Annotated in this window: 19 protein-coding genes; 7 read left to right on the top strand and 12 right to left on the bottom strand. The window is 70.1% G+C overall.

Features of this window, described 5'->3' with window-relative positions:
• Window positions 1–42 precede the first annotated feature (42 nt).
• Window positions 43–1,302, top strand: coding sequence for an MFS transporter (locus tag ABD230_RS10980; RefSeq protein ID WP_344373203.1), 1,260 nt, complete (start codon window positions 43–45; stop codon window positions 1,300–1,302).
• Window positions 1,303–1,372: 70 nt separating this feature from the next.
• Here the strand turns inward: ABD230_RS10980 and ABD230_RS10975 are convergent, their stop codons facing one another.
• The 8 genes from ABD230_RS10975 to ABD230_RS10940 form a co-directional block, all read right to left on the bottom strand.
• Window positions 1,373–2,368 (bottom strand): adenosine deaminase, encoded by a 996-nt coding sequence (locus ABD230_RS10975; protein WP_344373200.1) that lies wholly within the window; start codon window positions 2,366–2,368, stop codon window positions 1,373–1,375.
• 268 nt (window positions 2,369–2,636) lie between these two features.
• On the bottom strand, window positions 2,637–3,683 hold the full coding sequence (locus tag ABD230_RS10970; RefSeq protein ID WP_344373197.1) for a LacI family DNA-binding transcriptional regulator: 1,047 nt from the start codon (window positions 3,681–3,683) through the stop codon (window positions 2,637–2,639).
• A 150-nt stretch (window positions 3,684–3,833) separates the two neighbouring features.
• Window positions 3,834–7,115 (bottom strand): ricin-type beta-trefoil lectin domain protein, encoded by a 3,282-nt coding sequence (locus ABD230_RS10965; RefSeq protein WP_344373194.1) that lies wholly within the window; start codon window positions 7,113–7,115, stop codon window positions 3,834–3,836.
• Window positions 7,116–7,368: 253 nt separating this feature from the next.
• Window positions 7,369–8,412 (bottom strand): LacI family DNA-binding transcriptional regulator, encoded by a 1,044-nt coding sequence (locus tag ABD230_RS10960; RefSeq protein ID WP_344373191.1) that lies wholly within the window; start codon window positions 8,410–8,412, stop codon window positions 7,369–7,371.
• A 32-nt stretch (window positions 8,413–8,444) separates the two neighbouring features.
• Window positions 8,445–9,368, bottom strand: a complete 924-nt coding sequence (locus ABD230_RS10955) for a carbohydrate ABC transporter permease (protein ID WP_344373189.1) — start codon at window positions 9,366–9,368, stop codon at window positions 8,445–8,447.
• 2 nt (window positions 9,369–9,370) lie between these two features.
• Window positions 9,371–10,303 carry a carbohydrate ABC transporter permease gene (locus tag ABD230_RS10950; protein ID WP_344373185.1) on the bottom strand — a complete coding sequence of 311 codons (933 nt, stop codon included), beginning with the start codon at window positions 10,301–10,303 and terminating at the stop codon, window positions 9,371–9,373.
• A gap of 65 nt (window positions 10,304–10,368) precedes the next feature.
• A complete protein-coding gene (locus ABD230_RS10945) occupies window positions 10,369–11,688 on the bottom strand; it encodes an ABC transporter substrate-binding protein (RefSeq protein ID WP_344373181.1) in 1,320 nt (439 codons plus the stop codon).
• Window positions 11,689–11,747: 59 nt separating this feature from the next.
• Window positions 11,748–13,874 carry a glycoside hydrolase family 36 protein gene (locus tag ABD230_RS10940; protein WP_344373179.1) on the bottom strand — a complete coding sequence of 709 codons (2,127 nt, stop codon included), beginning with the start codon at window positions 13,872–13,874 and terminating at the stop codon, window positions 11,748–11,750.
• A gap of 249 nt (window positions 13,875–14,123) precedes the next feature.
• Here ABD230_RS10940 and ABD230_RS10935 point away from each other — a divergent pair, with 249 nt between their 5' ends.
• Entirely contained in the window at window positions 14,124–14,849 is a 726-nt protein-coding gene (locus ABD230_RS10935) for a VOC family protein (protein WP_344373176.1), read from the top strand.
• Between the two features lie 31 nt (window positions 14,850–14,880).
• Window positions 14,881–15,408, top strand: coding sequence for a GNAT family N-acetyltransferase (locus ABD230_RS10930; RefSeq protein ID WP_344373174.1), 528 nt, complete (start codon window positions 14,881–14,883; stop codon window positions 15,406–15,408).
• Between the two features lie 37 nt (window positions 15,409–15,445).
• Here the strand turns inward: ABD230_RS10930 and ABD230_RS10925 are convergent, their stop codons facing one another.
• Complete coding sequence (locus ABD230_RS10925; RefSeq protein WP_344373171.1) at window positions 15,446–16,009, bottom strand: ArsR/SmtB family transcription factor; 564 nt, start codon at window positions 16,007–16,009, stop codon at window positions 15,446–15,448.
• Window positions 16,010–16,075: 66 nt separating this feature from the next.
• Between ABD230_RS10925 and ABD230_RS10920 the strand changes: the two genes are divergently transcribed.
• Window positions 16,076–16,645: a dienelactone hydrolase family protein gene (locus ABD230_RS10920; protein ID WP_344373166.1), complete on the top strand. Its 570-nt coding sequence runs from the start codon at window positions 16,076–16,078 to the stop codon at window positions 16,643–16,645.
• Window positions 16,646–16,658: 13 nt separating this feature from the next.
• Here the strand turns inward: ABD230_RS10920 and ABD230_RS10915 are convergent, their stop codons facing one another.
• Both ABD230_RS10915 and ABD230_RS10910 read right to left on the bottom strand, forming a co-directional pair.
• Window positions 16,659–17,555: a helix-turn-helix domain-containing protein gene (locus ABD230_RS10915; RefSeq protein ID WP_344373163.1), complete on the bottom strand. Its 897-nt coding sequence runs from the start codon at window positions 17,553–17,555 to the stop codon at window positions 16,659–16,661.
• A 10-nt stretch (window positions 17,556–17,565) separates the two neighbouring features.
• A complete protein-coding gene (locus ABD230_RS10910) occupies window positions 17,566–17,994 on the bottom strand; it encodes a cupin domain-containing protein (protein ID WP_344373160.1) in 429 nt (142 codons plus the stop codon).
• Window positions 17,995–18,174: 180 nt separating this feature from the next.
• Between ABD230_RS10910 and ABD230_RS10905 the strand changes: the two genes are divergently transcribed.
• Entirely contained in the window at window positions 18,175–18,525 is a 351-nt protein-coding gene (locus tag ABD230_RS10905; RefSeq protein WP_344373157.1) for a carboxymuconolactone decarboxylase family protein, read from the top strand.
• A 3-nt stretch (window positions 18,526–18,528) separates the two neighbouring features.
• Window positions 18,529–19,557, top strand: a complete 1,029-nt coding sequence (locus ABD230_RS10900) for a zinc-dependent alcohol dehydrogenase family protein (RefSeq protein ID WP_344373154.1) — start codon at window positions 18,529–18,531, stop codon at window positions 19,555–19,557.
• Window positions 19,558–19,652: 95 nt separating this feature from the next.
• On the opposite strand, the gene ABD230_RS10895 is transcribed toward ABD230_RS10900, so the two are convergent.
• Entirely contained in the window at window positions 19,653–20,234 is a 582-nt protein-coding gene (locus ABD230_RS10895; RefSeq protein WP_344373151.1) for a TetR family transcriptional regulator, read from the bottom strand.
• A gap of 90 nt (window positions 20,235–20,324) precedes the next feature.
• Between ABD230_RS10895 and ABD230_RS10890 the strand changes: the two genes are divergently transcribed.
• Window positions 20,325–22,817 carry a beta-glucosidase family protein gene (locus tag ABD230_RS10890; RefSeq protein WP_344373148.1) on the top strand — a complete coding sequence of 831 codons (2,493 nt, stop codon included), beginning with the start codon at window positions 20,325–20,327 and terminating at the stop codon, window positions 22,815–22,817.
• Window position 22,818 lies beyond the last annotated feature (1 nt).

The raw sequence follows: 22,818 nt of genomic DNA, 5'->3' as shown, positions 1-22,818 counted from the left end.
TTGACACAGGTATCCCGACCCGGTCCTCGCAGGAGGAACACCATGCGACTGTTCAAGATCCGCGACTACCGCCACCTCTTCAGCGCGCAGGTGATCGCGCTGTTCGGCACCGGGCTGGCCACGGTCGCCCTCGGCCTGCTGGCCTACGACCTCGCCGGACCGCTGGCCGGTCAGGTGCTCGGCACCGCGCTCACGATCAAGATGGTCCTGTACGTGGTCATCGCCCCGATCGCGGCGGCGTACATCGACCGGCTTCCCCGGCGCGCGTTCCTCGTCACCCTGGACGTGGTGCGCGCCGCGGTGGTCCTCGCGCTCCCGTTCATCACCGAGGTCTGGCACGTGTACGTCCTGATCGGCCTGCTCCAGGCCTCCTCCGCGGCGTTCACCCCGACGTTCCAAGCGGTGATCCTCGACATCGTGACCGACACGGCGGACTACACGCGAGCCCTCTCCGCCTCGCAGGTCGCGTACACGATGGAGAGCCTGCTCAGCCCGGTGCTGGCCGCCATCGCGCTCAGCTTCATGAGCTTCAGCTGGCTGTTCCTCGGCACGTCGCTGGGCTTCGTCCTCTCCACCCTGCTCGTCGTCTCGACCAGGATCCCGAACGCGCGCCGAGGCACCCGTTCCGGCGCCTGGGACCGCGCCACCTCCGGGATCAGGACGTTCCTGCGCACGCCGAGGCTCCGCGGGGTGATGGCCCTCAACCTGGTCGTCGCGGCCGCCGGCTCGATCGTCATCGTCAACACCGTCACCTACGTGCGCGACGAACTCGGCGGCTCGCAATCGGCCGTCGCCTGGATGCTCGCCGCGTCCGGTGCGGGCTCACTGATCGCCGCGCTCACGCTCCCCCGAGTGCTGGACCGGATCGCCGAACGCACGGTCATGCTGATCGGCGCCGCAATCCTGTCGATCGCCACGATCACGGCCACCGCGCTCACCGCCGCCGGGATCATCACCTGGGCCGGCACCGCTATCCTGTGGCTCCTGATCGGAACGGGCATGGCGATGATCGTCACCCCGACCGGACGGATCCTCCGCGGATCGGTGGAACCCACGAGGCTGCCCGCCGTGTTCGCCGCACAGTTCTCGCTGTCGCACCTGGCCTGGTTGCTGACGTACCCGATCGCCGGATGGCTCGGCACGGCCATGGGGCTCTCGATGACCTGGTCCGCGCTCGCCGTCCTCGCCGTGGCCGGCGCCGTCGCGGCGCGCTCCCTCTGGACCCGGACCGAGGCACGTGGATCGGCACGCGCGGTGGCGACGTCGCGCCCACTGCCCGCGATTCGCGCGCACGCTGCGTGACCGTGCAGCGCCGAGGCGCGGCAGGACATCGTGGCAGGCGTCCGTCTCCACCGCGGTCGCCTGCCACGACTCAACCGGATCGATCGCGCCTCCACGCGTCGATCTCGGCGTGGAGCCGGGCGCGTTCGCTCGAATCGAGGAACGCGGAGTCGACGGAGTTCCTCGCCAGCTGCTCGACCGTTCCGGCATCCAGGCCGAACTCCGCGACGACGGCGTCGACGTTCGCGTCGAGGTACCCGCCGAAGTAGGCCGGGTCGTCGGAGTTCAGGCTGACCAGCAGGCCGAGTTCGAGCATCCGGGGCAGCGGATGCTCCGCCATCGTGTCGACCGTGCGCAGTCGGACGTTCGACAGCGGGCAGACGGTCAGCGGAACCCGGTCGCGCACCAGGCGCTCGACGAGCTCGGGATCCTCGAGGCTCCGGATGCCGTGGTCCACGCGTTCGACGTGCAGCAGGTCGAGGGCCTCCCAGACGTACTCGGCGGGGCCTTCCTCTCCCGCGTGCGCCACGACGTGGAGCCCCGCGTCGCGGGCCGTCCGGTACACGTCGACGAAGAGCGACGGCGGGTAGCCGACCTCCGCGGAGTCCAACCCGATGCCGTCGATCGGCAGGCCGGCGTCGAGCACGTGGGCGAGGGCGTCCATGGCATCCGCTGCGGGAAGATCCCGCCAGAACGACATGATCAGCTTCGTCGAGATGCCGTGGTCGGCGACGCTGCGGTCCAGTGCCCTCCGGATGCCGCGGATGACGGTCTCAGCCGGGATGCCACGTCGCGTGTGCGCCTGGACGTCGAAGAAGATCTCGGCGTGCCGGACACCTGCCGCTGACGCGCGGACGAGGTACCGGCGGGTGACCGCTTCGAAGTCCTCCTCGTCTCGCAGGACCTCGAGGTTCACGTAGAGGAGGTCGAGGAAGGATTGGAGGTCGGAGAACTCGTACTGCGCCTCGAGGTGCTCGAGCGAACGCCAAGGCAACCCGATGCCGTGCTTCCCGGCGGTCTCGATGATGAATGCGGGCTCGAGCGTTCCCTCGAGGTGGACGTGGAGCTCCGCGACCGGGGGCCTCACGATTCGCTCCGGTGCTCGCGCTTCGCCGCGCTGTCGATCCAGCTCTCGAGATACGACATCGTCACCGTCCCGAACCCTCGATGGCTCAGAAGCTAGTCCGGGCATCTCGCGTCGGATCGGGACCTTGGACACGTGGCCCCGACGCGACGGAGACCGTTCGCCTCTTCCGCTCGAGCCCGTCCAGGCGTGCCCTCCGCGACGCGGGTTCGGCGACGTGATCGGCGAAAGCGCACTTCGTCGAAACGTCTCCCGCCCAGCGCAGCCGACGTCATTCGCGTCGCGGCGCAGCGGCGGATTCCCGTACGACGAGAGACGGGACGGGAAGCTCGCGCTGCGGGGGCGCGTCACCTCGGGTGATGGCATCGGCCATGGCATGTGCGGCCCGGCCGAGCGCGACGAAGTCCATGTGCACCGTGGTGAGGGCGGGCGTCCACAACGCCGTCGACGGGGCGTCGTCGAACCCGACGATGCTCACGTCGACCGGCACCTCTCGGCCGACGTCGTACATGGCGCGCCGCACTCCCAGCGCGATGTCGTCGTTGCCGCAGAAGATCGCGGTCACGTCGGGGCGAGCGGCGAGCCGTCGACCCGCTTCGTAGCCCTCCTGCAGTCTCCAGCCCGCGGAGATGACCTCGGGAACGCGCGCCCCGGCCGCCTGAAGCGCGTCGCGCCAACCCGATTGCCGCCCGGCCGTGGGACGCTCGGGAGGTATCGCCACGTGATGGACGGTGGCGTGGCCGAGTCCGAGCAGGTATGCGGTCGCGCGAGCTGCCGCGGTCCGCTCGTCGAGCGAGAGCGCCGGACGACCGAGGTCGGAGTGGCCGGGTTCGGCCACGACCACGACGGGCACCTCGGCGGGGATCTCGGCGAGCACGGCGAACGACGCCGGGTCGAACCCGATCACCACCACAGCGCCCGAGCTCGGGTCGCTCAGGTGCTCCACCACGCGTCGGACGTGCGGCGTCGCCGAGGACTCCACGACCATGATGCTGAGCGTGTGACCGGCACCGCGGGCGCTCTCCTCGATGCCGCGCAGCGTGCTCGCGTGCCCGTAGAGGCTCGTGTCGGCCGTCACGACCGTCACGGCCCCCAGACGCCCGTAGTTGAGGGAACGCGCGGCCCGACTCGGGCGGTAGTCCATGCCCGCGATCGTGTCGAGGACCTTCCTCCGAGTCTCCTCGCGAACATGGGGAGCGTCGTTGAGCACGCGCGATACCGTCTGGTACGAGACGCCGGCCGCCGCGGCGACGTCACGGATGTTGGGCGCATGGCGACGGGGCGCGAGCTGCGGTTCGTCGGGCTCGAGGTTCGCCACGGCAGTGATTGTGGCATGTCGGGACCCTCCGCGGAGTCCCGCACGCGGTGTGTTCTCGGTCATGTCCTCGTGGCCGGGTGGGCGGACGGGGCGGCCGGATGGGGTGGCGGACCTCGCCACCCCATCCGGCCGACGGCGTGATCGGCCGGCTCAGACGACCTCGAAGGCAGCGGTGACCGAGCCTCCTCCGGGCAGCGTCGCGATCGCCGCATAGCACTTCCCGGCCGGACTCGGCGCCTTCCAGTTGTAGATGAAGACCCCCTCCACGGTGTCGTACCGGAGCCCGGTCGCACCAGGTACGGCGGACGAGGCGAGGTCCTCCCCCAGCACGGCACCGGCGTCGCACGAGACCTCGACGACCGCCACGGAGACCTCGGACACGTCGTTGACCTCCACGCCGTCGAGGAAGGCCTCGAACGTCAGCGGCACGACCCGACCGACCTTGACCTGCTGCAGCGAGCCACCGACCTTCGCCGGCTTCGCGAAGTCCGAGATGGACGTCACGGTGGTGCCCTGGGTCAGGGGCGACAGCGACAGCCAGTCGACGTTCGGCGCCCATCCGTCGCTGCGGTCGAAGGTCAGTGCGCCGTCATCCGTGCTCAGGGTCAGGTCGGACGTGACCGCCCAGAATCCGTCCCACGTGTAGTTGTTGCGGTACGGCGAGCGGGTGGTGTCGCCACCGGCCTCCGTCGTGTCCATGAACCGGGTGACGATGTCGACGTTGTACGGGTGCCCGAAGTTGCGCTCGTTCTGCGCGTACGCCACGTTCAGGACGTAGTCGCCCGCTCCGACGGCGGCCGGCCGATCCCAGGTCATCGCCCCGTTCTCGCCGAGGTCGCCGACGAACTCGCCGCCCGAAGCCCAGCGGCTCCCGTTGACCCGGCCGCCGTCGAGGACGAGGTCCTCGGCCTCGGTCCGGACCGTCGCCTCGTCGGCGCCGTGGTTGCGGACCGTCGCGAGCTCGGCGACCGTGACGGACGCGCTCCCGGTATTGGTCAGCTCGACCTGGTTCACGCCCCGGTGCAGGTACGCCGTCGTCGTGACCGTGGACGCACCCGCGGGGACGGCCCCCGCCTCGGTACCGAGGTCGCGGTTCGACAACTCGACCTTCAGCTCGCCGGCATCCGTCGCCCTGCCCGCGCGGACCAGGTCGTAGTAGCCGTCGGCCGGAGCACCCAGGAAGAGCTGCGCGGAGGCACCTGGCTCGAGCGTGACCGGCCGGGCGGACCGCGTGTGGTCGATGGAGACGTCACCCTGAAGCCTCGCCTGCCACAGCGGGTAGTGCAGCGTCTCGGGCTCCGGTACGGAGACGTCGAGACGGTCGAGCGTGATGTCGGAGTAGACGTCGAGCGGACCGTTCTCATCCGAGGCACGCAGCGAGATGGTATGGGCGCCGGCGGTCAGCTCGACCGGGACCTCCGCGCGACCACGATAGGTCCAGTCGAGCGTCGCCGAGTAGGTGACCCGCTGGGCGAACACGTCGTCGACGTACAGCGCCTGCTGACCCCACTGCGTGTTGGAGCCGTGGATGATGCCCAGCTCGTAGGTGCCGTCCGCGGGGACCTCGACGTCGAATGTCACCCGCGACGACGGCCGGTTGAAGGATCCGACGTCCATCAGTCCGGAGGCGGCGTAGCTCCAGTCCCCGGTCTGCGAGTACGCCTGCGCGTCCGCGATGGTCGCGTCCTCGGCCTCGTAGGAAGCCGCCCAGACGGCGTCCGGCTCGACCGGCGAGTCGACGGATGCCGGCAGGATGCTCACGCGATAGGCCGCCTGCTCGTTGGCCGGCACGACGACCGCGATCTCGCCGTCGACCACGGACATCCGCTCGACGGTGTCGACGCGGGGCGAAGAGGCCTCACCCTCCTGGCCCGTCACGTCGGCGGTCTCGATGAGCACATCCACCTCATCGTCGAACAGCTCGGCTGGGATGTTCTCCACGGTCAGCGTTGCTCCGAGCGCGTTCCCGCCGAGGAGCACGGTCGCGAGCCCCTTGGTCTCGTCCAGCGCGGCGATGCCCTGCATGGTGTCAGGACGAACGGCTTCCGGCGTGAACTCCACGGTGTGCCCGGACAGGTCGGAGTACCACTTCGTCACCCACCAGCCGCCGTTGGCCATCTTGGTCTGGGCGGCGTGATCGGACAGGTTGCCCGCGTAGGTCCAGAAGGCCATGTCGCCATCGACCTTCGTGTCCTCGAACATGCTGAGCCACTGGATCAAGCGACCCGGGTTTCCCATGTCGTGACGGTTGCCGTACTCGTCGATGTTGATCGGGAACGGTCCGATGCCGAGGTCCTGCTCGATCCCGCGGTACTCCTCGAAGTGCGCGCGGTAGCCGGTGGCGCCGAGCGAACCGGTGCCGAGCTCGTGCCACGACATGATGTCGGGCAGCGTTCCGGCGTCCTTGGCGTGCGTCAGCAGGTCGCGGACCCGGTCGGCGTGCCAGATCGCCTCGTTCGGACCGACGATGAGCGCATCGGGATCCATCTCCTTGATGACCGCGTACGCAGCATCCCAGTCCGCGAGGAAGTTCTCCCGCTCCCCGCCGTTCCAGTCCTGGTACCAGATCCCGTCCGGCTCGTTGTACGGAACCCACGCGAACCGCTCCATCGGCAGCCCGGAGTCGATGACGGCCTGCATCTGGGTCCGGATCCGCGGCAGGTAGTCCCCCTGGATATCCGCGGGCTCCTGGTATGGCCACGAGCTGTAGACGTCCTGCATGTAGACGACCATCTGCTCGCCGCCGTTCTGGAAGAACGCGTCGGAGATGTCCAGCACGTCGCCGTTCGGGTGCTGGTCGCCGGCCGGCGGCTTCTGCGCCAGGGTGCGGGGACGCAGGCCCGCCACGAGGTCGTCGCTCGGGACGCCGTCGTCGCTCATGCCGTACAGCACGCCGGTCGCACCGCCGTAGACCGCGCCCGTGTCGGCGGCGAGGTCGACGCTCACGTTCGCGGGCTCGTCGACCAGGGTGCGCTTCCAGAGCTGGTTGGGTGCACCGCTGCACCACCAGATCGCGATCTCGGTCCCATTGGACGTCGCGGCCTGCCACGCGTCGACGCAGAACCGTTCGTCGCCCACGTTCCGGATGCTGAGGTCCTCCCGGACCTCCCACTTCTGCAGGTCCGAACCGTCGCACTCGGCGATGGCCACGCGGGTGCCGGCATCGACGACGCCGTTCACGTCGAGGCACCGATCGCCGTAGACACGGAGCTCCGTGTCGTCCGTCCACGTCCACAGCTGGTTCTCGGCGCCGGTGCAGTCCTGCAGCGCGACGACCGTGCCGGGCTCGTGCGTGGTATCCGGGACGTCGATGCAGCGGTTGCTCGCCACTCCCCTCAGCACGGTTGCGTCGCCGTCGGCCGCGACGGCGGGCGAGGCCATGGCGACCCCACCCATACCGATGACGACCGCGAGGAGCGCGGCGGATGCCACGCCCGATCGAATACGTCGTATCAACGTCACGAGTGTCTCCCTTGACAGATCGGATGGGGTGTGACTGGTCACGAACCGTATTGTGACTGGTCACAACGCAGTATCGTCGCCGATGAATCGCACGTCAACCCTTCAGCGGCGGATTCTTGATAGCGGTTTCAGAAGGCGCCGCCGGCGCCCGTCGCTTCCACCGCAGGGGTCATCGCACGACCGCCGACCGTCGTCTCCGCGCGTATCGTCGCCCGCGGCGGGATCATGCACCGGCGGGGACGGACCGGGCTTCCCGCACTGCCGCGCGCGGCCTCGGCTCCGCCGCGCTCTCGCGATGCACGACCTCCGGCCGCTCGGACGAGTACAGGCGCTCCGTGGACCCGCCGAGCACGTCGAGCAGCAGCTGGAAACCGCGGCGACCGAGACCGGCGAAGTCCTGTCGTGCGGTCGTGAGCGGTGGCGACCACAGTTCGGCGAGCGGATGATCGTCGAAGCCGACGACGGACACGTCCTCCGGCACCCGCTGCCCAGCGTCATTCAGCCCGCGGATGACGCCCATGGCGATCTCGTCGTTGCCGCAGAACACCGCCGTGACACTCGGGTCCGTCGCGAGGGCGTGCCCGATCTCGCGGCCGCTCCGCGGTTCCCAGGTCGCATCCAACGGCACGGGGACGGGCGCGCCGGCCTTGCGGAGTGCGCGACGCCACCCCGTCGTTCGGCCGTCCTCACGGCGTGACGGCGGCACCCGGACGTGGTGGACGGTCGCGTGGCCGAGCCCCAGCAGGAAGCTCGTGAGCTCCTCTGCCGCACGGGTCTCATCGAGCACCGCCTGCGGCGTCCCGACGTCGCGGACGCCCGACAGCGCCACGACGGGGACGTCGGGCGGGAGCTGCCTGAGCACGGCGACGCCAGGGGCGTCGAACTTCAGCACGACGATCCCGGCGACCGACTGCGCGAGCGTGGCCGAGATCGCACGCGCGACCTCATCGTCGTCCTGGGATTCGACCACCGTGATCATCACGGTGTAACCCTGTGCGCGCGCCGCTTCCTCGACGCCTCGGATGGTCTCGGCGTAGCCGTATCGCGAGGTGTCGCCGGCGACGATCGCGATGACCTGCGACCGTCGGGAGGCGAGCATGCGCGCTGCGGCGCTCGGACGGAAGTTGAGTTCGGCGATGGCGGCCTCGACCGCATCCTTCTTCGCCTGGCTCACCCGTGCCGACCCGGTGAGCACGCGCGACACGGTGGGCACGGAGACGCCGGCGCGCGCGGCGACGTCCGCGATGGTCGTCGCCTTGCTGCTCATGTTCGCTCCACCCCCGTTGGGCGTTCTCGGGGTCACTTCACCGCCCCGCTCGTGATCCCCGAGATGATCTTCCTCTGGGCGACCATGAAGGTGATCAGGAGCGGAAGGCTCATCAGGATGATATAGGCGAAGATCAGGTGCCAGTTCTGGAGGTACAGCCCGGAACTCGCGACCTGGTAGAGGTTCAGCGGGAGGGTGTCGATGCGTCCGCCGATCACGAAGAGGGCGTAGAACACGTCGTTCCAGATGTACAGGCAGATCAGGATCGTCGCCGTCGCGAGCACGGGCATGAGCAGCGGCAGGATGATCCGCACGAATACGCGCACCGGCGAGGCGCCGTCGACGCGGGCCGCCTCCTCGAGTTCCGGCGGGATGGTCCGGACGAATCCGGTGACGAAGAAGATGACCGTGGACAGGTACATGCCCATGTAGACGCTGATCATGCCGATCGCCGTGCCGGCGAGGCCGAGTTGACGCAGGAGGAGGACGATCGTGACGACCGCGGGCGGCAGCACGATGCCGCTGATCGCCAGAGCGTAGATCACGGCGAGGAACCTGCCGCCGCGGCGGCCGAGGATCCAGGCGGCCATCGATCCGAGGATGAGCACCCCGAGCACGGCGGGGACCATGACGAGCAGGCTGCCGAAGAAGGCGGCGACCATTCGGCCGTCGGTGAAGACGGTTGCGAAGTTCTCGAAGAGCTGCCATTGGGACGGCACCTGCAGGTTGGGGTTCAACGCCTCCGACTGGTCCTTGGACGCCGTCACGATGACGAGCCAGAACGGGATCCCGAGGAGGAGGACCGCCACGACGATCGCCGCGACGGGCTGGATCAGGCGGCGCAGGGCGCGGCCGCCATCGCGTCGGCGGCCTCCCGTCGAGCGTTCCGGCACCGGCGGAGCGGGGGGTACCGCAGTCGGCGCCCGGCCGGTCGTGGTCTGGGGCTGCGTGGTCATGGTCACAGCACGTCCTCTCGCTTGCGGAGGAACCGGATCACCGGGAAGGCGAGCACGGTGACTAGGAGGAAGAGCACGAGGCTCATCGTGGTCGCCTGCGCGAAGAGGCCCTGGCCGAAGGTCCGGAAGATGAAGATGTTCAGCAGTTCCGTCGTGCCTCCCGGGCCGCCCTCCGTGGTGGCCTGGACGATGTCGAAACCGTTCATGGAGCCCAGCAGGGCGGTGGCGACGTTGAACGTGACGGCGGGGGCGAGCAGCGGGAAGCGGATGGTGCGGAACGTGGTCCACCATCCGGCGCCGTCGATGCGCGCCGCCTCGAGCACGTCCTCGTTGATCGTCTTGAGTCCGGCGAGGTAGATGAGCATCGAGAGACCCATCCACTTCCACGCGTGGATGAGCGCCACCACGACGATCGTCCAGGTCGTGTCGCCGAGCCAGGCGATGCTGACGTCGGCGCCGGTGAGTGCACTCAGGATCCCGTTCAGTGCCCCCTCGGGCTTGAGGAATGCCTGGAAGATGTAGCCGACGGCGAGCGCCGACATGATCACGGGGACGAAGAAGGCGACGCGGACGGCCCGGTTCACCATGGTGTCGCGCTCGAGCAGAAGCGCCAGCGCCAGGCCGAACACGTTCTGGAAGATCGCGACGAGCACCGCGTACACCAGGGTGACCCGCAGCGCGTTCAGCAGCGTGCCGTTCGAGAACAGCGAAGCGAAGTTGTCGAAGCCGGTGAAGTTGATGCCGCTCTTGAAGCTCGACCAGTCGGTGAAGGCGTAGACGAAGTTGTAGATCGTCGGAAGGAAGAAGAACACGACCAGGACCACGAGGGCGGGGATCAGGAACCACAGCGGGTGGTCGTGCGAGCGGGTGCGCGGCGCTTCCGAGATGCCGCGGACGCGGGCCGCGCCATTGGAGAGCCCGAGGTTCGTGGTCACGAGAGAGGTCCTTTGCGTTCGTGGATCCGGGGGCGCCGGCGCGGCCGGCGCCCCCGGAGTCCGGGTCAGAAGCCGGCCGCGCCCTGAGCCTTCGCGAGCTCCGCGAACTGGCTCTGGGTGGCCTCGGCGACCTCGACCGGCGTCTTCGTGCCCTGGATCATGTCGGCCAGGAAGATGTACAGGTCGGGGTTGGCGATGGCGAGCGCCTGCATCGAGCCGACGGAGTCGCCGAGCGAGTCGCTGACGGACAACAGCGCCTGGGGCACGCTGACAGGCGTCTGGACGCCGTCCTGCAGCGACACGGTCGACTGCGCGTCGACGAAGTCGGCGTACCCGTCGCCCAGCCAGTACGACAGCAGCTGGCGCGCGGCGGCCTCACGGTCGGCGTCCCCGGTCTTGAACGCCACGAGCGCGTTCGACTGGTCGGGGATGAACGTGCCGACGTTGCCGGACGGCGAGATCGGGAAGAATCCGATCTTCTCGTCCAGCTCGGCGGTGTCGGCGAGGGACTGGAGCTGTCCGAAGAACGAGTTCACCTGCACGACCATGGCGGCGTCACCGGCGAGCAGTGCGGCACCCTGGTCCTCGAATGTGGCGGTCTTGATGTCCTCATTGAAGAGGCCCTCCTCGATCAGCCCGTTGTACTCGTCGATCGCGTCCTGGATCGTCGGGTCGGTGAACTTCTCCTCGTTCGTGTTCACGCGGTCCCACAGGCCGTCGGCCGCGGCATCCGCGAGCTGGACCTGGACCCACCACTGGGTGGCCCAGCGGTCGGCGCCCATCTCGTAGAACGGGGTGATGTCCTGCGACTTCAGCTCGCGGCCGAGCTCGATGAACGAGTCCCAGTCCGTCGGGAGGTCGGCGATCCCGGCCTCCTCGAGGACCTGCTTGTTGTAGTAGACACCCTCGACCGCGGGGGTCGTGATGAGCGTGGCGTACCGCGTGTCGTCGAGGATGCCGGTGATGTCACGCAGCGCGGGCGTGTACGAATCGAGCCACGGCGCGCCGTCGAGCGGCTGCAGGTTCGTCTTCGCATTCAGGGCGGTGAGCTGCGAGGCGGTCGGCTGCCAGAAGGCGAGGTCCGGCGTGTCGCCGGTCGCGACCTTCGTCTGGACGCCCTGCTCGTAGGGGTCGGGGATCGTGACGACCTCGACGGTCGCACCGGTGAGCTCCTCGAATCCCGCGACCACGCTGTCGGGCACGGTGTTGGAATTCTGCGCGGCCCAGATGGTGAGCGTGGTGCCGCTGAGATCGGTGTCCTGCGCGGGCCACTCGGCCGGCGACGCGTCCCCGGTCGTGTCGCCGGCTCCGGGATCGGAGCAGCCGGCGAGGGCGAGCGCGGCGACGGCGGCGACGACCGCCGCACCGCGGAAGGTGTTCTTCATTGAATTTCTCCTCCTGTGTGATTATCCGGTCCTGGGTGACCGGATCGTGATGCAGGCCTCTATGCCCGGCTCTCGGTTCGGACGGTGAGGCGCAGGGTGCGCGCGGCGATGTCGGCATCGGGCGCGTGCACGTTCAAGGTCCCGGTCGCGGCATCCCATTCGGTACGCCATTCCGGAAGGTCGATGGGGAAGACGGTCGTGGCACGGATGTCGCGACCGACGAGGTGCGGGAAGCGCAGCGACGTCGTCGTGGGCCCACCGCGTCGCCAGATCGAGACGAGGTCCGCGTCGCGCCCGCGGACGCCGAGGGCGAGCCATGGGTCGGTCCACCCCGGCAGGCCGGCGGGCCAGTACGGATGTCCGGTGGCGATGGGCTCTCGCAGCGACTTGGCGGTCGCAACCGCCTCGGCGACGAGGGCCAGCTGACGCGCGTCCATGCGGTTGAGGTATCCGGAGACGTAGAACCGGCCGAGCAGGCCCGTCACGAGGCAGAACGCGACCGCCTCGTCGGACATCTCGGGCTGCGGGTACGCCCAGCTCGCCGCTTGCTCGGGCAGGAGCGAGATCGGTGCGGATGCCGCGATCGGCGGGTACTTCGTGAAGTCCTGCTGGTCGGAGGTGGACTGCATCGCGAGGCGGGAGAGCATCGCGAAGTCCATCCTCATGGCGCCGGACGCGCAGTTCTCGATGACGAGGTCCGGGTACCGGTCCAGGAGTCGGTCGAGCCAGGCGAGCAGCGCGCGATTGTGCTGGAGCAGGCCGTCACCCACACTGTCGGCGGCGTGGTCGGTGCCGGGTCCGGGATTGATGTTGTAGTCGAACTTGAAGAACCCGATGCCGAAGTCGCGGACGAGCCGGTCGACGACGGCATCGAGGTGCTCGATCGCCGCGGGGTGGCGCAGGTCGAGGTGGTATCGATGGTGCTCGACGAGGCGCCGGCCGTGGCGCTGGAGGAACGCCTCCGGCGGGAGCGCGGCCGCGACGGGGCTGCGCACGCCGATCACCTCGGGTTCCAACCACAGCCCGGGGACCATGCCCTTGTCCCGGATCGCGTCGATGACCTCGGCGAGGCCACCGGGGAACCGGGTGGTCGAGGGCGCCCACTCCCCGACCGAGTCCCACCAGTGCCCGCTGTCGTCGTACCACCCGGCGTCGATGCAGAAGATCTCGGCGCCGACCTTCGCGGCCGCCTCGACGAGCGGAAGCAGCTTGTCGGTGGTCGGGTCGCCGTCGAGGGTGTTCATGTAGTCGTTGAAGACGACGGGCATCGCCGTGTTGTCGGGGTGAGCGCGGCGAGCGGCGCGTCGGAAATCGGTGAGCGCGGCGACCGCGTGCACGAAGTCGTCACCGACGGCGATGGTCGCCGGCACCGTCCGGAACGACTCACCGGGCCGCAGCACGCGGGTCCAGGCCGAGTCGTCGTCGGTCGGGCCGGACAGGCTGATGTACCCGCCGTCGGTGTCCTCCCCGATCTCCCAGCGCCAGGCGCCGTTGTGCTCGACCTGCCACGCGATGCCCAGGTCGAGCGGGATGGACTCCAGCGCCCCGACCGGGAGGTCGCGCCCGGTGGACCAGGTGCCGTCGGACGTGGCAGCCCACGCACCCCGCGGATCGTGTCCGGTCAGGCTCTCGGCCAGATGGGGGAACTCCGGCCCGCGGAGCGGGGTGCGCGTCCAGCGCCCCTCGCCCAGCCAGTCGCTCGTGCCCGAGATGCGCTGCCAGCCCGCGAACTTCTCGTCGGAACCGGTGTCGACCGGGGTGAAGCCCGAGGACCACGAGGTGACCGACCGAAGGACGATCGTGTCGTCGGTCGAGCGCACCTCCACGGTCGCGCGGATCGCGGCATCGGCCGCCCTGAACGACTCGAGCGTGAGGTCGGCCTCCAGCCCGGGCGCCGACTGGCGGATCGTCAACCGGTCCGCCAGCCGGTCCGACTCCTGCGAGTGATCGACGTACCGCAGCATGGCCCCGACCTCGGTGTGGGCCAGCCGATCGGATGCGGGGACGTGACCCCGGTCCGTCGTCACGATCTCGACGAACGGCACCGGGTGGACGGGAATGAGCTGTCCTCGCCGGCGCAGACCGGTCACGCGAACCGGTGCGTCGGCTCCCCACTCGAGGACGAGCCCGAGCCGGGGACCGCCCCAGTTCACCTGGTCGGCCACGACGGTCAGCTGATCGGTCACGACATTCCTCATCTTCGCGGAGCGTGCGACCAGCGGATCCGGTCGCTTGATAGCGGTTTCAAGACGACACGGTACTTGATTTTGAAACCGCTATCAAGAAGATTCTGAAATCGCTATCAAACTTCCTGAAATCGCTATCAGAATGAACCGTTCCATCGACCCATGGGGCCGGGCGCCGACGCCGGGGACGTCCGGCGGCCACGCGACGACCCGCGCGCATCGGCGCGATCACGGCTAGGGTCCCCCGGTATGGACATGCTGCGGGGACATGAGATCGCGGAGGCCGGGCTGACCGACTGGCGCAAGCTGGCCCAGGGGCTCCACGCGAGATACCTGGTCGACGACTTCGGCGCCGGCGCACGGTTCGTGGTCGCGGTCGGCGAGGCGGGCGACGCAGTCGGGCACCACCCGATCGTGTCGATGGGCGAGGGCTACGTCGACTTGAAGCTGATCAGCGCCGACGCCGTCTACCGCGACGACGAGGGCACCGAGCACCTCGTCGAGTGGGTGACGCAGCAGGACGTCGACCTCGCGCGGCGGACCACCGAGATCGCCGCCGACCATGGGCTCGCCGCCGATCCGGCGTCGGTCAGCGTCATCGAGCTCGGCCTCGACACGGCGGACTCCGCGACCATCGCACCGGTATGGGCCGCGCTCCTCACGGGGAACGCCGAGGCGCAGGGTCACGGTTCGCCCAGCGACGAGATCCGCGACCCCGCGGGACGGGTGCCGAACCTGTGGTTCGGGGACGACGACGAGCCGACGGCTCCGCGCCAGCGGTTCCACGTCGAGGTCTACGTGGCGCCCGAGGCGGCTCCGCAGCGCATCGCCGCCGCCCTCGCCGCGGGCGGGACCGTCGTCGACGACAGCGAGGCACCGTCGCTCATCGTCATCGCCGATCAGGACGGCAACACGGGCGTCGTGTGCATCGACGCGTCCGCGGCCGCGGCGTCGGCCACGCCCGGTTCCGCCTAGCGCCGCGTCGGGCGCTGGGTACGCTCGGACCGTGGGGATCGAGCGCGTCCGGCTGATGCGACCCGGCGACGCCGAGGAGCTCTCCGCGGTGCGCACGCGCGAACGGGAGTTCCTCGCGCCGTGGGAGCCGGTGCGACCCGACGGATTCACCACCGTCGCCGGCCAGGCCGAGATCATCGCCGCCTCGCTCCGTCGGCACGAGGCGGGCGACTCCCTGCCGCTCGTCATCCTCGACGACGACGGGGCCATCGTCGGCTCGATGGTCCTGAGCGGGATCGTGCGCGGTCCGTTCCTGTCGGCGAACCTCGGCTACTGGGTCGCGTCATCGGCGAACGGCCGCGGGTTGGCGACGGATGCCGCGCGGGCGACCCTCGGCCTCGCGTTCGGCGAGCTCGGCCTCCATCGCGTGCAGGCGGCCACGCTCCCCCACAACCTCGGGTCGCAGCGCGTGCTCGAGAAGAACGGCTTCGAGCGGATCGGCTACGCGCCGCGCTACCTGCAGATCGCCGGCACCTGGCAGGACCACATCCTGTTCCAGCGGATCGCCGACGACGGATGACGCGGGGTCGCGGCGACGCGCGCGCAGCGCCCGGGCGTCATTCCGCGCCCGGCAGCACCGGGTGGTCGGTGGGGTAGACGCCGATCGCGAAGCCGTACACGGTCTCGCCGGACCGCGGCAGGCGGTCGAACTCGGCGACGAGTTCGACCATCCGCTCCCAGAACTGCGACGCCTGGTCCTCGGAGATGCGGGCGTGCCGGATGAAGCCCCAGAGCCGTCGTTGCTCGAATGCCGTCGCCGACTCGCGCGCTGCGACCTCGAAGTCGTTGAAGTCGACCGGCATCGCCTCGCCCGCCGACGACGGCTCGGCGGCCACGAAGAACAGGCGCGCGGTGCGCCCGTAGAAGCGCTCCTCGATCGCTCGCACCCGGCGCGTGCGGACGACTCGGAGCAGTCCGTTCCGGGCGAGCACGTCGACGTGGTGCGCGACCGTGCTCTTCGGTCGTTCGACGGCGGCGGCGAGCTCGGTGACGGTCGCGGCGCGCTCGTGGAGGAGCTGCAGGATGGTGGTGCGGAGCGGATGGCCGATGGCCCTGACCTGGGCCGGAGTGGTCAACGCCATCCGATCGGCCAGCTCGTAGTCCGGGGGGTTGTCCGCCATGGCCGATCAGACTAGCATCACGGAATGTTCCAGTAATTTCGATCATTCGGGGAAGGTCGTGGCTGAATGGCTGACGTACTGCTCTACCACCACATCCAGGGGCTGACCGAGGGCGTGCGCGCGTTCGCCGACGAACTCCGTCAGGACGGCCACACCGTGCACGTCCCCGACCTGTTCGACGGCCGCACCTTCGGCAGCATCGACGAGGGGTTCGCCTTCGCGCGCGAAGCGGGGTTCGACGCGATCCGGGAGCGCGGCACCGCCGCGGCCGGCGAGCTCGGCCCCGACCTCGTCTACGCCGGGTTCTCCTTCGGCGTGACGATCGCGCAGCAGCTCGCGCAGACCCGGCCCGGCGCGCGAGCGGCGCTGCTCATCTCCTCCTGCATCCCGGTCTCCGAGTTCGGCACGGCCTGGCCCGACGCGGTGCCCGTGCAGATCCACGGCAAGGAGGGCGACGAGTTCTTCCAGGAGGACCTGCCCGCCGCCCGCGAGCTCGCGGCCGGCGCGGCATCCGCCGAGCTCTTCGTCTACCCGGGCGACGAGCACCTCTTCGCCGACTCCTCGCTCGACGCCTACGACCCGGAGGCGGCGGCGTTGCTCATGGAGCGCGTCCGGGCATTCCTCGCCGCCGTCTGACCTTCGGATCCGCTCATCGGCGCTCGTCCTCCGCGACCGCTGCGTCGCGCCCGGCGACGGGCACCTCGCGGGTCGCGGCGAGGCTGGCGAGCAACCGCAGGTTCTGCTCCGAGGCCGAGCCGGCCTCCGCGGTGTAGATGAGGAGCGAGAGCCCGGGCTCCTCGGTGAGCTCGAGCCCCTCGTAGGCGAGGGTGAGATCGCCCACGGCGTGATGGTGGAAGGGCTTGACCCCGCTGCCGTGGTGTCGCACGTTGTGCGCGGCCCACTTGGTGCGGAAGTCGTCGCTCAGCGTGGAGAGCTCGCCGACCAGGTCCTGGAGTCCCCGGTCGTACGGATCACGACCCGCCTCGGCCCGCAAGATCGCCACGACGACGTCCGCCGCAGCGTCCCAGTCCGGGTAGAAGTCGCGCGAACGTTCGTCGAGGAAGTTGTATCGCGCCAGGTTGCCGGTACCGGGAGCGTCGAACACCTCGTCGTAGAACTCGCGCGCCAGCGCGTTGGCCGCGAGGATGTCCATGCGGCCGTTGCGCACGAAGGCGGGACCGGCCGTGATGGCGTCGAGCGCCCGCTGCAGCGAGGGCCGCGCGGTCCACTCCTTGGGCCGACGCCGGGGCTTGGCCGTCATCGGACCGTTCGCCGCTCGGGCGAGGTCGTAGAGGTGGTCCCGCTCGGCGGCGTCCAATCGGAGGGCCCTCGCGACCGCGTCGAGCACGGAGTCCGAGGCCCCGGCGAGGTTGCCCCGCTCGAGCTTCGAGTAGTACTCGATGCTGACGCCGGCCAGCATCGCCACCTCGGTGCGGCGCAGCCCCGGCACGCGCCGATGGCCGCCCGACGGCAGCCCCACGTCGTCGGGCTGGAGTCGTGCCCGCCGCGAGGTCAGGAACTCGCGGACCTCAGTGCGGTTGTCCATGGGCTCGACGTTACGCCGCCGGGGCCGCAGGAGGGATTCCCCGGCCCTCGTACTCGTCGTCGGTGACGTGCTCCTTCCAGACCGTGGTGGTCCGGGGGTCGTCGCCGCCCTCGAGGATCGCGAGGTGCTCCATGAACACGCCGGGCGCTGTGGCGTGCCAATGGTCCTCACCGGGAGGCGTGTAGATCGTCTGGCCGGGGTGCACCTCGACGATCCGTCCATCGCGGGTGCCGAAGCGCGCGACGCCCGACGTCACGTGGCAGTACTGGCCGCGGGCGTGCGAGTGCCAGGCGGTCCGGCCGCCGGGCGCGAAGCGGACCCGGGCGACCACCGCGCGCTGGTCGGCGTCGTGCGGCACGACGATCGGGTCCACCCAGACATCGCCGGCGAACTGCTCGGGCGGATTCTTCGTGGTGGGCACGGACGGTTCGATGTTCATTCGGTGTTCCCTTCGTGAGCGGCCGGCCGACCGACTCGGCCGGGAATCGACGCTACGCGGCGAATGCCACGGCAGGGGTGCCCTCTCGGTACACCTTTCACGGGTGACTCCCGCGCAGGCGCGGAGCGGCGTTGAGTGGGGGATGTCGGGCGCGATCGCCCGGAGAAGAAGGAGCTGCACATGACCGATTCCCCCGCGGCCGGATGGACCGGCGGCCGGCAGGCGTTCGGGGACTTCGCCCCCGGCCTGGCCCACTACACCGACACGGTGCTGTTCGACGAGGTCTGGGAGCGACCCGACCTGTCCAAGCGGGACCGCAGCCTGATCACGGTCGCGGCGCTCGCCGCGATGGGGCATGCGGACCAGCTGAACTTCCACCTCGCCTTCGCCCGCGCCAACGGCCTGACCGAGCAGGAACTCGTCGAGGCCATCACCCACCTGACGTTCTACACCGGTTGGCCCAAGGGCTTCTCGGCGATGGGCGTCGCCAAGACCGTCTTCACCCACGACGACGACAGCAAGGAGAACTGATACATGTACGGAGCCGTCATCCACGCCCCCGGAGACATCCGCTACGAGGAGCGCGAGGACCCGAAGATCCTCGCCCCGACCGACGCGATCATCCGCGTCACCGCCGCCTGCGTCTGCGGGTCCGACCTGTGGCCCTACCGCGGCGCGGAGCCGGTCCACCAGGACACCCCGATGGGCCACGAGTACGTCGGGATCGTCGAGCAGGTCGGCGACGACGTGAAGACCGTCAAGGTCGGCGACTTCGTCGTCGGGTCCTTCTGGGCCTCCGACAACACGTGCGAGATCTGCCAGGCGGGCTACCAGTCGCGCTGCGTCCACGCCGAGTACATCGGCATGGGCGGCACGCAGGCGCAGCTCGCCCGCATCCCGCTGGCCGACGGCACGCTGGTCGCGACCCCGGGCATGCCCGATCCCGACCTCGTCCCGTCGCTGCTCGCCGCGTCGGACGTCCTCGGCACCGGCTGGTTCGGCGCCGTGGCCGCCGAGGCCGGCCCCGGCAAGACCGTCGCCGTCGTCGGCGACGGCGCGGTCGGGCTCCTCGCCATCCTCGCCGCCAAGGAGCTCGGCGCGGAGCGCATCATCGCGATGTCCCGCCACGAGTCGCGCCAGAAGCTCGCGCGCGAGTTCGGCGCCACCGACATCGTCGAGGAGCGCGGCGACGAGGGCGTGGCGAAGATCAAGGAGCTCACCGGCGGACTCGGCGCGCACAGCGTCGTCGAGGCCGTGGGCACCCAGGAGGCCATGATGCAGGCCATCCGCTCGACCCGCCCCGGCGGACACGTCGGCTTCGTCGGCGTCTCGCACGGCGTCGACATCCCCGGTCTCGAGCTGTTCTTCGCGACCGTGCACCTGCACGGCGGGCCCGCCCCCGTCCGCCAGTTCCTGCCCGACCTCATCGACCGCATCTGGAAGCGCGAGATCGACCCCGGCAAGGTGTTCGACATGACCCTCCCGCTCTCGGAGGCCGCCGAGGGCTACAAGGCCATGGACGAGCGCCGCGCGATCAAGGTGCTCCTCACCACCGAGGACTGAGCACCGTCATCCGCCGTCGTCCCGGCCCGCTCGTTCCCACGGGCGCGCCGGGACGACGCGTCTCCGGCGCCGAATACGGGCCGCGGGCGGTACAGCTAGGCGGCCGACCTCAGGATCGCCCAGAGCTTCGCGATCCGGTCGGCCATGTCGACGCCGTCCGGGTCGAGCAGCCACTGCAGCTGCAGGCCGTCGGCGACGGCGACGAGGATCGACGCGGCGTCCTCGGCGTCGATGGCCGTCGAGGCCTCCCCCGCCTCCTGCTGCGCACGGATGTCGCCCGCGATCTCGTCGATCAGCCACCGATATCGGTCGACGAAGAACCCGTGGGCCATGCCGTCGCCGTCGACGCTCTCGGCCGACATGGAGACGAACAGGCGGACGAGACCCGGCTCGTCCGCATTGCGCGCGACGGCGCCGAGCAGCCGCTTCACCGAGTGGATGTGGCTGTACTCGTCGGGCGTCGTCGCTCGGTCGTCCCGGCGACGGAGGACCGCGAGGAACAGCTCCTCCTTCGTGCTGAAGTAGTGGAGCAGGCCGGCCTGGCTCAGACCCGTCTGCCGTGCGATCTCGCGCATCGAGGTGCGGTCGTATCCGCGTCGCCCGAACTCCTCCAGTGCGGCATCGAGGATCTCGCCGCGTTTGGCGAGGCCTTTCGCATAGGGACCACGTGACGCCATGTCGACATGGTACCGACGCGGATTCTGTGAAACTATGTCGTTGACCGGTTTTCCGGTCGTCGAGTCCGACGAGGAAGTGGAGACGACACCGTGGACGACGAGATCCGACGCCACCTCCGAGCGCTTCGCGCGTCCCTGACGCTCGAGGAGAAGGTCGCGCTCCTCACGGGACGGGACTCGTGGTCGACGACCCCCCTCCCCTCGATCGGCCTTCGCTCGATGGTGCTCTCTGACGGACCGGCCGGGATCCGCGGGCCGTTGTGGGACGAACGCTCCCCGTCGGTCAACTTCCCCTCGCCCACGGCGGTGGCGGCGTCGTGGGACCCGGCCATGGTGGAGCGCGTCGGCGCAGGGCTCGGCAGCGAAGCCGTGCGCAAGGGTGTCGACGTGGTCCTCGCGCCGACGATCAACATCCAGCGCACGCCGTACGGCGGTCGGCACTTCGAGGCGTTCAGCGAGGACCCGCTGCTGACGAGCGTGCTCGCGACGAGCTACGTGCGCGGCATCCAGTCGTTCGGCGCCGGCGCGACCGTGAAGCACTACGTGGCGAACGACTCCGAGACCGATCGGTTCACGGTCGACGTCCGCGTGTCGGATCGCGCACTCCGCGAGGTGTACCTTCGCGCGTTCGAAGGCCCCGTCGTCGACGGCGGGAGCTGGCTGGTCATGAGTGCGTACAACTCGATCAACGGGCGCACCGCCTCCGAGAACGACCTGCTGTCCGTGCCGCTCAACGACGAGTGGGAGTTCGACGGCGTCGTCGTCAGCGATTGGACCGCAGTGCGGTCGCTCGAGAGCGCGCGGCATCCGCAGGATCTCGTCATGCCGGGTCCGAACGGCCCGTGGGGCGACGAACTGGTGCGCGCGGTGGAGGACGGTCGGATCCCCGTCGAGCACGTCGATCGGAAGGTCGACCGCATCCTGACGCTCGCCGCTCGCGTGGGAGCGCTCGACGATGTCCCCGCCCGCCGGCGCGTCGCGACCGTGGAACCGCATGCCGTCCGCGACACCGCGCGGGCGGCGTCGATCGCCGGGACCGTGCTGCTCCAGAACGACGGTCTCCTCCCCTTGGCGGGTGCCCGATCGATCGCACTCATCGGTGAAGGCGCTCGGTTCGCACGCACCCAGGGAGGTGGCAGCGCGACCGTCGTCCCGGGGTCGGTCAGCGCGCCGCTCGAGGCGATCGGCACGCGGTGGCCCGACGCAGCGGTGAGTTGGTCGCTGGGCGCGGTCGTGCAGCGCGGCGTGGCCGACCTGCCTGCGGGAGACGTCACCACCGCTGAGGGCCTGCCGGGGATGACGGTGCGGTACTTCGACGCCGAGGGCACCCTCATCCTGGAGGAGCGCCGCGTGGCCTCACGGATCGTCGGGTTCGACCCGGAGTCACCGGTCGTCACCGCCGCGGCCGTCGAGATGAGCTTCCGGTGGAGGAACGGGAGCGACGGGAACGTCGCGCGACTCGGCGTGGTCGGGCTCGCGGACTACGTCGTCGCCGCGGACGGCGTGGAGGTCGCCGCGGGTTCGCTCCGCACCGGACCGGATGACGATCCCGCGGCCGCCGTGCTCCATCCGCCTGCCGAGGTCGTCGACGTCCCGGCCCCGTCCGAGGTGACGCCGGTGACGGTGACGTTCCACCCCGTGCCGGGCGCGATGCCGGACGCGCTCGCGCTCGGCGTGGGCATTCCGCCGACGACTCGAGACGCCGACGAACTGATCGCCGAGGCGGCGGCCGCGGCCGCCGGCGCCGAGATCGCCGTCGTGGTCGTCTCGACGTCGGCGGAGGTGGAATCGGAGGGTTTCGACCGCAGTTCGCTGGACCTGCCCGGCCGCCAGGACGACCTCGTCCGCGCGGTCGCGGCGGCGAACCCTCGGACGGTCGTCGTGGTGAACGCCGGTGCCCCAGTGGTCCTGCCGTGGCGCGACGAGGTCCCGGCGATCCTCGTGAGCTGGTTCCCGGGACAGGAGTTCGGCGACGCCCTGGCCGATGTGCTCAGCGGCGCCGGTGAGCCCGGCGGGCGACTCCCGGTCACCTGGCCGGATACCGAGGCCGACGTGCCGGTGTCCCGAACACGTCCCACGGACGGCGTCCTCGACTACGCGGAGGGGGTGCACGTCGGCAGCCGTGCGTGGCTCCGAGCGGGCGTCGTCCCGGCCTACCCGTTCGGCCACGGCCTGGGATACACGACGTGGACGATCGACGAGGCGTCGGCGTCGTCGACGGTCCGTGTCGGAGCGGATGCCACGGTCGCGCTTCGACTGACGAATCGCGGCGACCGTACCGGGAAGACGGTCGCGCAGGTGTACCTCGAGCGGGTCTCTCCCTCGGTCGTCGACCGCCCGGTGCGCTGGCTCGTCGGCTTCGCCTCGGCAACGGCGGCCGCGGGCGAGACCGTGGCCGTCGAGGTCCCGATCGAGGCACGCGCGTTCATGCACTGGGACGACGAATGGCGCACGGAGTCGGGGTCGTACGCGCTGCGCGCGGGCTTCTCGGTGACCGACCTGCCCGTGACCCTGGACATCACCGTCGAGGCGTCGGAGCCGGTCGCGACCCGCAGCACGTCGTCGGCGAGCGCAGGATCCTGAG

Origin of the sequence: Agromyces tropicus (genome assembly GCF_039531345.1) — a bacterium.
GTDB lineage: Bacteria > Actinomycetota > Actinomycetes > Actinomycetales > Microbacteriaceae > Agromyces > Agromyces tropicus.
This window is presented reverse-complemented; position numbering and strand designations above follow the sequence as displayed.

Bases quoted from the DNA above. Each gene is read 5' to 3' on its own strand.
- ABD230_RS10980 (WP_344373203.1), top strand. From the start codon at position 43: ATGCGACTGTTCAAGATCCGCGACTACCGCCACCTCTTCAGCGCGCAG.
- ABD230_RS10960 (WP_344373191.1), bottom strand. From the start codon at position 8,412: ATGAGCAGCAAGGCGACGACCATCGCGGACGTCGCCGCGCGCGCCGGC.
- ABD230_RS10955 (WP_344373189.1), bottom strand. From the start codon at position 9,368: ATGACCACGCAGCCCCAGACCACGACCGGCCGGGCGCCGACTGCGGTA.
- ABD230_RS10945 (WP_344373181.1), bottom strand. From the start codon at position 11,688: ATGAAGAACACCTTCCGCGGTGCGGCGGTCGTCGCCGCCGTCGCCGCG.
- ABD230_RS10935 (WP_344373176.1), top strand. From the start codon at position 14,124: ATGGACATGCTGCGGGGACATGAGATCGCGGAGGCCGGGCTGACCGAC.
- ABD230_RS10925 (WP_344373171.1), bottom strand. From the start codon at position 16,009: ATGGCGGACAACCCCCCGGACTACGAGCTGGCCGATCGGATGGCGTTG.
- ABD230_RS10920 (WP_344373166.1), top strand. From the start codon at position 16,076: ATGGCTGACGTACTGCTCTACCACCACATCCAGGGGCTGACCGAGGGC.
- ABD230_RS10915 (WP_344373163.1), bottom strand. From the start codon at position 17,555: ATGGACAACCGCACTGAGGTCCGCGAGTTCCTGACCTCGCGGCGGGCA.
- ABD230_RS10910 (WP_344373160.1), bottom strand. From the start codon at position 17,994: ATGAACATCGAACCGTCCGTGCCCACCACGAAGAATCCGCCCGAGCAG.
- ABD230_RS10905 (WP_344373157.1), top strand. From the start codon at position 18,175: ATGACCGATTCCCCCGCGGCCGGATGGACCGGCGGCCGGCAGGCGTTC.
- ABD230_RS10900 (WP_344373154.1), top strand. From the start codon at position 18,529: ATGTACGGAGCCGTCATCCACGCCCCCGGAGACATCCGCTACGAGGAG.
- ABD230_RS10895 (WP_344373151.1), bottom strand. From the start codon at position 20,234: ATGGCGTCACGTGGTCCCTATGCGAAAGGCCTCGCCAAACGCGGCGAG.